The sequence below is a fragment of the Bacillus sp. AFS053548 genome (assembly GCF_002575105.1).
GTDB lineage: Bacteria > Bacillota > Bacilli > Bacillales > Bacillaceae_G > Gottfriedia.
The window spans coordinates 1-10,114 of sequence record NZ_NUHI01000019.1; the positions used below are offsets into that span (position 1 = coordinate 1).

Annotated in this window: 10 protein-coding genes; all 10 read right to left on the reverse strand. The window is 34.9% G+C overall.

The features are described 5' to 3' along the window. Window positions 1-21: 21 nt before the first annotated feature. The gene (tatC, locus tag CN946_RS10160) at window positions 22-732 is read right to left on the reverse strand and encodes a twin-arginine translocase subunit TatC (protein ID WP_286133895.1); all 711 of its coding nucleotides are present in this window, start codon (window positions 730-732) and stop codon (window positions 22-24) included. 259 nt (window positions 733-991) lie between these two features. Continuing rightward, complete coding sequence (locus CN946_RS10165; RefSeq protein WP_098861025.1) at window positions 992-1,822, reverse strand: ABC transporter ATP-binding protein; 831 nt, start codon at window positions 1,820-1,822, stop codon at window positions 992-994. Window positions 1,823-1,915: 93 nt separating this feature from the next. Continuing rightward, window positions 1,916-2,962 (reverse strand): FecCD family ABC transporter permease, encoded by a 1,047-nt coding sequence (locus tag CN946_RS10170; protein WP_098861026.1) that lies wholly within the window; start codon window positions 2,960-2,962, stop codon window positions 1,916-1,918. Window positions 2,963-3,012: 50 nt separating this feature from the next. Continuing rightward, window positions 3,013-4,074, reverse strand: coding sequence for a FecCD family ABC transporter permease (locus CN946_RS10175; RefSeq protein ID WP_286133896.1), 1,062 nt, complete (start codon window positions 4,072-4,074; stop codon window positions 3,013-3,015). Window positions 4,075-4,087: 13 nt separating this feature from the next. Further along, a complete protein-coding gene (locus CN946_RS10180) occupies window positions 4,088-5,083 on the reverse strand; it encodes an iron-siderophore ABC transporter substrate-binding protein (protein ID WP_098861028.1) in 996 nt (331 codons plus the stop codon). Between the two features lie 414 nt (window positions 5,084-5,497). Then, window positions 5,498-6,577 carry a toxic anion resistance protein gene (locus CN946_RS10185; RefSeq protein WP_098861029.1) on the reverse strand — a complete coding sequence of 360 codons (1,080 nt, stop codon included), beginning with the start codon at window positions 6,575-6,577 and terminating at the stop codon, window positions 5,498-5,500. Between the two features lie 13 nt (window positions 6,578-6,590). Continuing rightward, window positions 6,591-8,210, reverse strand: a complete 1,620-nt coding sequence (locus CN946_RS10190) for a YceG family protein (RefSeq protein ID WP_176547285.1) — start codon at window positions 8,208-8,210, stop codon at window positions 6,591-6,593. 23 nt (window positions 8,211-8,233) lie between these two features. Then, the gene (locus CN946_RS10195; RefSeq protein ID WP_025671239.1) at window positions 8,234-8,440 is read right to left on the reverse strand and encodes a helix-turn-helix domain-containing protein; all 207 of its coding nucleotides are present in this window, start codon (window positions 8,438-8,440) and stop codon (window positions 8,234-8,236) included. 176 nt (window positions 8,441-8,616) lie between these two features. Beyond that, entirely contained in the window at window positions 8,617-9,195 is a 579-nt protein-coding gene (locus tag CN946_RS10200) for a TerD family protein (protein WP_098861031.1), read from the reverse strand. A gap of 34 nt (window positions 9,196-9,229) precedes the next feature. Continuing rightward, the gene (locus CN946_RS10205; RefSeq protein WP_098428579.1) at window positions 9,230-9,823 is read right to left on the reverse strand and encodes a TerD family protein; all 594 of its coding nucleotides are present in this window, start codon (window positions 9,821-9,823) and stop codon (window positions 9,230-9,232) included. Window positions 9,824-10,114: the final 291 nt, after the last annotated feature.

A 10,114-nucleotide genomic window follows, 5' to 3' on the forward strand; every position in this document is an offset into this window, starting at 1 on the left:
TTTACATAGGGTACATTTTATTTACTCATTTACCTCTTTTTTTCTATATACCGATTTAGATGTTAATATACTTAGTTCATATAATAATATTAATGGAATCGAGACAGAAATATGTGAAATAAAGTCTGGTGGTGAAATACAACACGCCACGATTACTAAGATAAAATATGCATATTTTCTCACTTTCTGTAAATAACTAGGCTTCACAATACCGATTTTTGTTAAGAACATAATCACGACTGGCATATCAAAAAATGCAGCAAATGGAACGACTAGATTAAAAAGAAAGGAGAAATACTTATCAACAGTGTAGTTTTGTTCAAGCATACCTTGTCCCATTATCGTTAGGAATCTAAGGATATTAGGAAAAACAAAATAATAGCCAATAGCTAATCCAAAAACAAACAGAAAAAATAACGCGGGTATATACAATCCTATCCCTTTTTGTTCAGAAGGATGTAAACCCGGTTTAACAAATAACCATGTTTGCCAAGTTGCAACCGGGATCGTAAAAACGGCCGCAAAAACTGCAGATATCGAAAAATATACCCATAATATATCCCCAGGACTTAGCACGGCTAGTTTATATGTTAAATCCTTTGTTAAGAATTTATAAATTGGTTCTACATAAACGAGCCCAATTATAAATAGAACAATAAAAGTAACTGCTGTAATGATAATTCTTTTACGCAGTTCCTCAAGATGATCGACTACTTCCATTTCTTTATTCATATGAATTCTCCGCTTTGTCATTTACTAGAACAATTGTATTAAATACTTTTTTATCCCACTATGATTATTTCAAACAAATACAATTAGTTCAAATTAAAATTTTTTAATAAAAACATGATATAAAAATAGATGAACTAATGACAGAAAATCGATTTTTAAGTATGAGTCAGTAAGCTAGAAAAAATTCTAACAAAAAATCACTAATAAAAAAATAAGTNNACTTATTTTTTTATTAGTGATATTAAACTAAAATCACAAGTTAACTATCCTTACCTAATGGAACGACTAGTGGCGTATTGGCAATTGGATCATCTATTATTATGCACTTTAAACCGAAGACTTCTTCGACTAGTTTTGCAGTGATAATCTCCCGAGGATCTCCTTGTGCAATAACTTGGCCATCCTTCATAGCGATAATATTATCTGCATATCTCGCAGCATGGTTCAAATCATGTAAAACAGCAACTAATGTATTCCCTTGATGATTAAGATCTTTAAATAACTCTAATAACTCAATTTGATGAGCAATATCAAGGTAAGTCGTTGGTTCATCAAGTAGGAGCATTGGTGTTTGTTGTGCAAGTACCATCGCGACCCAAACTCTTTGTCTTTGTCCTCCGGATAATTCGTCTACGTATCGATGTGACAAATCGCTCGTATTTGTAAGCTCCATCGCAGACATTACTGCTGCTTCATCTTCATCAGTCCATTGTCTTATAAGACTTTGATATGGATAACGACCATGTGCGATCAAATTCGCTACCGTTATTCCGTCTGGAGCAGTTGAAGATTGAGGTAATAGACCTAGTTTACGGGCTACTTCCTTTGACTTATAAGATGTAATAGCTTTTCCATCTAGTAAAATTTGCCCTTCAGATGGCTTTAACAAATTTGAAAGTGTTCGAAGTAAGGTTGATTTCCCACATCCATTTGGACCAACAATTACTGTAAATGATCCGTCTGGGATTTGTACTGAAAGGTTTCTGGATATTACCCGATTATCGTATTTGATTGTAATGTTTTCTGTCCAAAGCCTTGACTCTGCTTGTATGGTCTTTTGGCTTTGAATTTCTGCCGCTGTTAACTTCATAATTCATTTTCAACTTCTTTCAATCAGAATATCGTAATACTTGAAACCCCTTGCGAGAAAGGTCCTACTAAACCTTGTACATTTTTATTTCGTTTAAGCTGCTGATCTAGCTTGACGAAATAATAGCCAAACTAAATATATTCCACCTAATGATAAAGTTACCACACCTACCGGAAAAATTGTTCCTGGAATTACTCTTTGCGCAAGAACATCCGCCCCTAGTAAAAGAAACGCTCCCATCATCGCTGCTGGTAAAATACTTTCCTCTGATTTGGTGATACGTTTAGCGATTTGCGGTGCAACAAGCGCCACAAAACTAACTGGCCCAATTACTGCTGTTGGAGCAGCCGTCAAGGCAACTGCAATAAGAATCAGTACTAGTTGGGATTGTTCAATTCGAACACCATGAGATTTAGCAGCATCCATGCCGAACTCCATTTCACGCAATGGTCTGTTCATGATCCCAGCACAAATAATGAGAATAATGACTGCAATTGCTGGAAGAACTACTTGTTTCCAATCAATCCCATTTAATGATCCAACTCCCCAAGCCGCTGCAGTTAACGCAACTTCTGCATCACTTTTAATAAGGAGCATAGAATTGATACTTCCTAAGATCGCCGAAACAGCTATTCCGACAATAATTAGGCGAAAGTTCTGCGTTCCTTTTCGAAAAGCAAGCAAATAGATAAGGAGAGCCGTTGTGAATCCACCAATTATAGCCCCACCAGCTACACTAATGTTAGAAGTCGACTTAGAGACAAGAAGCACAATAAGTGCTCCAGTATAAGAGCCTGAGGTAAAACCAATGATATCAGGAGACCCTAATGGATTCCGAGTGATTGATTGAAAAATCATGCCACTTATTGCTAAACCTGCTCCAAAAACAATCGCAGCCACCACCCGTGGTAACCGCCATTCAACCACAACAGTTCTCGTCATCCCTGTCGCTTGGCCAATTAAAGCAGAAAAAACTTCGTGAACACTCAATTTCAGTGTGCCTACCATTAATGCAAACATTGCAATTGCAATCGTGGCTATAAGCAGGATTGCCGTAACAATCATGCTCCTCACATCAATTCGCACCTTAACAGGCCATTTCAGTTGTAGATAGTGCCTGCCATAATTAATGGGGCGCATAATATTCACTCCTTCTTACATTCAAACCTATGCCACTAATCATTTTCATTTTATAATCCACTCGCTTTACGTCTACGAACAAGAATCAATAGAATCGGTGCACCAACTAGTCCCGTGATGATTCCTACTGGAACTTCTGAAGGTAACAATACAACTCTACCAATAATATCTGAAAGGATGAGTATGATCGGTGCTGCTACTATTGAGTATAGAAAAATCCAGAATTGGTCTGGACCGACGAACCATCTTACACAATGTGGCACCATTAAACCTATAAAACCAATTGGTCCAGCTATTGCAGTTGCCCCGCCAGCTAATAGTGTAATTGCAATCAAACCTATTGCACGAGTCACACCAACATTTACTCCTAAAGAAGATGCACGATCATCTCCGAAAGCAATCGCGTTTAATGCAGGAGTAATAACAAAAGCTAATAATGCACCAACGATTAAAATGGGCAGAACAAGCCAAAGGTCATCAAGACTTCTCCTAGCTAATGTCCCTACACTCCAGTTCAGCATTCGTGCAAATGCTTTACTATTGATTAATGTCAATGATGTAGTAATCCCACTCAAAGTGGCACCAATTGCTACCCCAGCAAGGGTAATTTGAACAGGTGTGGGAGCTTTTTTACCAGCTCCTCCACTTATAACATACACAGCTATTGTCGCAATTAATGCACCGGCAAGTGCAAACCACATATAAGCAGACATCGATGTAACAGAAAATATACCAATTCCGATCGCAACTGCGAAGGCTGCCCCAGCATTTACACCAAGAATACCAGGGTCTGCTAGTGGGTTTCTACTCAGTACTTGGATTAATGCTCCAGCTAGTCCAAATGCAGGACCAACGATTAGTGCAATAAGTGTTCGTGGTATCCTAGTATTATGAATAATTGTGTGGTCATAGCTATTGTTTGGTGAAAACAACGCATCCCAAACTACTCCAAAAGGTATGGATTTAGCACCGATCATTAAACTTAAAAACACTACAGCTACCAAAAGTAATAGTGCTACGATGAAGCCCAAAAATCGTTGCAACCGCATAGAAGTAATTGTCTTTTTATTTTCCCCAACTACTTGAGTTGTTTTGTTTTTTGGTTGCTTCATCGCTGTCACTGTTTTACTCCTCGCCTTCTAATGCTTTTTTAAACTGTTGTGGTAAATTATCGATTGCCCATAATAATGCAGGAACCGTTCCTGTTGAGAATGCGTTTGATGAATTTGTATCAAGAATAATTGATCTTCCATCAGCTACAGAAGGAATCTTCTGATAAAGTTTATTATTTGTTATCTCTTTTGGATCAACAAAAATAGGTAAAACAATCGTAAGATCAGCATTTAATAGATCTAACTTTTCGTCAGCAACTTTAATAAAGAAATTACCTTTAGCTAATTTTTCAATCTCTTCCTTATTTTTGAATCCAAGACGCGTTACAAAATCAACACGAGAATCGCCTTTTACGTACGCACCAAAACCTGAAGAATCATAAGCACCAACTGCAACCGTTTTACCTGCAAATTCAGGATTTGCCTTAGCCGCTTTATCAAATGCCACATCTACATCCTTAAGTAGTTCTTCGCCTTTATCTACTTTACCAAGGGCTTGTGCAATCATTCGCACCTGGTCTGTAGTAGTCGTTAAATAATTATCTCCACCCTTAGGAACCCCAACTGTTGGAGCGATTTCTGAAAGGCGTTTGTATCGTTCTTCATCACCTGAAGATTTTACATCAAGAATTAAATCTGGTTTAAGAGAAGCAATTTTCTCATAATCAAGTTCCATTGTTCCAAGAATAGTTGGTGATTTTTTATATGCACCTTTTAACCAAGGTCCTACACCGTCACCACCAAAAGCAAGCCAGTCACTTGCACCAATCGGTTCAACTCCAAGACTTAGTGCAGTCTCTGCATCTCCCCAGCCTAGTGCAACAACACGTTTCGGATGCCCTTTAATCTCCACTTTGCCGAATTTAGTATCAACTGTGACTGCAGATTCATTTGAAGAATTTTTATCAGACTTTTTACTTGAATCTGATGAACAGCCAACTAGACCAATCAATAAAAATAAAGACATGACAATCCCAAGCAATTTGGGCAATTTGATATTGGTAATCATTTCGTTCTCTCCTTAATTAACGTTGAAGTTGATAATCATTTTCAATCATTAATTATACTAAAGCGACTTTCATTGTCAATATATTTTCCATCATTGTTACAGAACTTTCAGAATTATTCACTTATCAAATTTAATCATTTAATTAAGTGACACTATTCTTGTCTTCCATTTATTTACAACTCTATGTACTTTAGCATTAACTTTTCATTTCATCTCATTATATTATAATAACATTTTTTTAAAATAAAAGAATTAAAAATACTAAAAAGGCCCCCGTTTATCTAATAAGAAGCATTATTTATTTTAGTATTAATTAAATAGTTAAGAACCGTTTAGTAAAAACACAATAAAGACAAAAGTCAGTAGCTTGTCGGCCACTGACTTTTAAAAAACTATTGAATAACTCTTAATATCTTACTTTCCTTGATTAAGTTTAATGAAGTTTTCTTGTAGCTGCTCTAAACGCAATTTACCTTGTTCACGTTGAATTTTATTTTCTTCTTCAATCGCTTTCGTTTCTTGCATCCCCTTCATAATGATATTCCAAGTTTCTTCCATCGTCTCGATCTTAATGCTAGGGGATCCTGATAATCTAGCAATATCCACACTTTGCTGTGAAATTGTATTAGCATTACGTAATAATAATTCGTTTGTTCTCTTATCTAATTCATTCATTGATTGAGCAACTAAATTTTGTCTCTTAGCTGCTATTGCATTAATTAATGCAGTTTTAAAAATTGGAATTGTTGTTACAAAGGCTGAGTTAATTTTACCAATCAGTTTCGTATTACCACGCTGTAATAAACGAATTTGCGGAGCTGATTGATAAGCAACTTGTTTTGCCATTTCTAAATCGTAAGTACGTTGTTCAAGTAACTCGATCGCATTTTTTAAGGAATCTAACTCCATCATAGCAAGTTGATTTCCTGATCCAGCTCGTTCAGTTAAAGCAGGAAGCTGTGTTTTTAACTCTTCTGCTTTCATTTCTGCAGCTACAATATATTTTTCTAACTCCATATAATATGCTACGTTTTGCTCGTAAAGTTGTTCTAAAGTGTTTGTAGATGTTTTCATTTCGTGTTCATACTTTGTAATTTCTACATAGACTTTATCAATTTCAGTGCCCATTGATTGATATTTATCAAATAATTTATCAATTAACTTTTGACCACGATTAAAAATTTTTGAAAGAAACCCTTTTTCTTCTGCAAAATCCTTCGCATCAAAGCGGTCCATAATTTTCCCTAATTGTTTTAATAGAACGCTAGACTCTTCCATACTTGAAGCCTTAATTGTATTTAATATTTTACCTGAGAAGGTTGAAATTTCAGTTGCTGGTTCTTTCCCGTACTCCAATAAAGCTATTTGGTTTTTATGGTCTATTGAACTTGCTAAACGGTGTACTTCAGGTTCATTTCTTAATTGCAATTTCATATCATTTGCATTCAAAATTTCATCTTGCTTTTCTAAACTAGTAAGTGTATTTATAGACATTTTAAGTTCCCCTTTATTTAACTATTTTTCTAAATAGATTTTTAATTAGTGACTGTCCCGATGCTCGCAACACTTGAAATTCAGTATCAAAAGTAACTTCATCTAGCCAATGGGAATCGAATAATTTGTCATCTACGAATAATTCGATATCATTCTGACCCGTTGGATTAAGTAAAACTAGATCCACTCCAAACTCATTTAATAATAGTAGTAGTGCTGCGTCGTTTCTATTTAGTTCACCATCTCTTTCTGTATTATAAATAATTAACTTTGGAACTTGTTGTGTGTAATCAAACTGTTGTAGTAATCTTAATATTTCATTTGGTATATTCATAGATTGGCTAAATAAAAATAGTTGTGTCTGAGCCTTTGTTTCATTTGGTAGTGACTTAATATTTGCTCGGTCAACATATCTAGATATAGCAGAAGCTAGACCAAACTGTAATCCGCTTGGAAGTTCTTTATATCTCCACCAGTTACTAGCCAACATCTTATAGGGATCAAGTAGCCCGTCATGCCCTAATGCATTTTGATAATGATATTGCTGGTTTCCTTTAACCAATTGGGTAAATGGAAATTTATCTATTTTAAGTGTTAAATTACTTTCAGTTAATTGGCCAATCTTTTCCCAATATTCACGATGGTTTTTCGTCACACCTAAAATCTTCATAAAGAAAACCGGTATTCCAACACTATTGTCTTTTACTTGAAAATTAGGACGTAACATTGCTCTTTCTTTATGTAAAATGAATAGTTCATCAAAGGTTGTTTTTAACGTAGTTGATCTTGGGGCATAATTTCTAAATTGCCATGGTTTAAATAATAGTGAATCCTCAGTATGCAATAATTTCTCAATTTCCTTTGTTGCTCTATGGGCAACTGTACTCTTCCTAACTGGCTTTTCTAGTGGAAAAGGTACTAAAGATGTCGTTGAAGATAGTATTTTAATTCCATCGCTCTTGGTACCTAATAAATGAGATAATGAATCTTTTCCTTCAGGATGAAATATAGCAACATCAAAACCTAAAAGGATTAGCAAGTAAAGGAAATAACATTCACTTAACGTTGTGTCACCATACCATAAGATAAGTGGAGAACTATTAGGAAAACTCTCAATCCATTTATTTACATGGTTATGTAACCATTTCACGAGATCAACTATGATCCTTCTAAAATTACTATCAAGGAATCCATTTTTATGTGAATCTTTAAAAATAGATAATACGGATTTAATTTGCTCTCGAATATGTCTATGTATGTTCTGATTTTCGTGCTTCGGAATTAATCGCTCACCTTCAAGGAATGCAATTAGTCTGTTCACTGACAATCCATTTTCAGCAGTGTTTATTGTTATTATTCTTTGAACTGCTTGTAACATTTCATTCGAAATTGTCTTGTTTAAATCTTCGCTTAATAGAATGACATTTAAAGACTCGTCATGTACTAGTTCATATAAGTTTTCAAAATACTCATCTTCATCAATGTTTGTTCCTAAAATTCTCCATGCAATTTGATTAAACTGTATGGTTTCTCCTTCTACTTGATAAGACTGTCTTAATTTAGAAGGTTGTTTTAAGATACTCAACCACTCATGTTGATTAATATCCATGGTTTTTGGGTTGATCGCAGACATATAGATACTCCTTTCCGATGTCATTATTTCATTTTTGGTTGTCCGAAAACTGCTAACATACCTTCACGAGTTACTACCCAAGAGGAACCAAATTTACGTATCGTACCGTCTGGAAAATCATTTATTCGTTTCCGTAATGTTGAGTCATTGATCCCCCATTCTTGACACGCTTGACGCGAACTAAGTAAACTTGGATCATTTAAATTTATCGTATTACTTTGTTTATTCAAAATCCCACCCCGAACTTCCAAATAATGCAACATTACATTAGAAAAACATTTTAAACTTAAATTACAATCTAGGACATCTTTAGAAACCATTTTCTAAAGATGTGCTAAACGATAATAAAGGGGAAATAAACCACTTTCCCCTTTTGACTATCAAAATACTTTTTTTCTAGTTAAACTTAAGCGTCTAAGCCGTAATCTTTTACTAGTGAAATTAAACCGCCTTGGTAGCCGCTACCAATCGCATTGAATTTCCATTCGCCGTTATGACGATATAATTCACCAACTACTACTGAAGTTTCAATTGAGAAATCTTCACCTAGATCATAACGAATTAATTCTTCACCATTCGTTTCATTTAAAATACGAACATAAGAGTTGCTTACTTGTCCAAAATTTTGGTTACGTGCATCAGCTTCATGAATCGTAATAGCAAATGCGATCTTTTCTACTGAAGCAGGAACGTTTGTTAGATTAACTGTAACTTGCTCATCGTCACCATCACCAGCTCCAGTTCTATTATCGCCATGATGTTCAACTGAACCATTTCCACCTACTGTATTGTTGTAAAATACGAAGTCTTTTTCAGTAGCACATTTACTAGCTCCATTTAATAAAAATACTGATGAGTCTAAGTCAAAGTCATTACCGCCACTGTACTTATTAGTGTCCCAACCTAATCCAACAACAATGTTCGTTAAACCAGGATTTGTTTTCGTTAAATCTACCTTTTGTCCTTTTAATAAATTTACTGTCATTTTAAATGCACTCCTTTTCCATCATGTTAATTATTTATTGAAAACGTTGAACAATTTTATCTAATGCTATATCTTTTGTTCCCTCTCCAACTGCAGAGAACTTCCACTCCCCGTTATGGCGATAAATCTCACCAGGGTATAATGCAGTTAATCCTGAATAATTATCAGTGATATTGTAGTTTACTAACTCAGCGTTTGCTGACTTGTCTACTACTCGAATAAATGCGTTTTTAATCATACCGAAATCTTGCTTACGTTGTACACAAGCATAGATATTTACAACAAATACAAGTTTATGTACATAAGATGGAACCTTATTTAAATTAACAAATACTTGCTCATCGTCACCGTTCCCATCACCTGTTAGATTATCTCCAGAATGAATTACGCTACCGCATAAGCTTTTTTTGTTTCCAAAATAGATTACATCACTTGCACTTCTTAACTTGTCATTTTCATCTAACATTAAAACAGAAGCGTCACAGTCAATGTTTTCTTGTTTACCAAATCCGAAGAAACCACCACTTTTTTTCACCGGATCCCAACCTAAACCTACAATTAAAGAGGAAAGTCCCGCTCTTCCTTTTGTAAGGTCGACTTTTTGACCTTTTTGTAAAGAAATTGCCATATGCTATTAACACTCCTTATCATGTATTAATCACGCTTGCGTGATTTATAGTTTCATATTATCATATAAACTTTGGAAATACTATCAACAACTTGGTCATTTATGGAATATGTTGTATTTCTTGTTATAAAACATTTGGTGAGTTTGTTTTGAGTAGCCCCGTAGATTGTCTATCTTTTAAAAGAATGCAAGTTCAATTGAGGATGAGTGGACTGCAATTAAGGAGTCTATTTGTGCTAATAAACTGTGGACTGCAAATAAATTCTGAAAATCGCAATTAAAATTGGTCAA

Bases quoted from the DNA above. Each gene is read 5' to 3' on its own strand.
- tatC (WP_286133895.1), bottom strand. From the start codon at position 732: ATGAATAAAGAAATGGAAGTAGTCGATCATCTTGAGGAACTGCGTAAA.
- CN946_RS10165 (WP_098861025.1), bottom strand. From the start codon at position 1,822: ATGAAGTTAACAGCGGCAGAAATTCAAAGCCAAAAGACCATACAAGCA.
- CN946_RS10170 (WP_098861026.1), bottom strand. From the start codon at position 2,962: ATGCGCCCCATTAATTATGGCAGGCACTATCTACAACTGAAATGGCCT.
- CN946_RS10175 (WP_286133896.1), bottom strand. From the start codon at position 4,074: ATGAAGCAACCAAAAAACAAAACAACTCAAGTAGTTGGGGAAAATAAA.
- CN946_RS10180 (WP_098861028.1), bottom strand. From the start codon at position 5,083: ATGATTACCAATATCAAATTGCCCAAATTGCTTGGGATTGTCATGTCT.
- CN946_RS10185 (WP_098861029.1), bottom strand. From the start codon at position 6,577: ATGTCTATAAATACACTTACTAGTTTAGAAAAGCAAGATGAAATTTTG.
- CN946_RS10190 (WP_176547285.1), bottom strand. From the start codon at position 8,210: ATGTCTGCGATCAACCCAAAAACCATGGATATTAATCAACATGAGTGG.
- CN946_RS10200 (WP_098861031.1), bottom strand. From the start codon at position 9,195: ATGACAGTAAATTTATTAAAAGGACAAAAGGTAGATTTAACGAAAACA.
- CN946_RS10205 (WP_098428579.1), bottom strand. From the start codon at position 9,823: ATGGCAATTTCTTTACAAAAAGGTCAAAAAGTCGACCTTACAAAAGGA.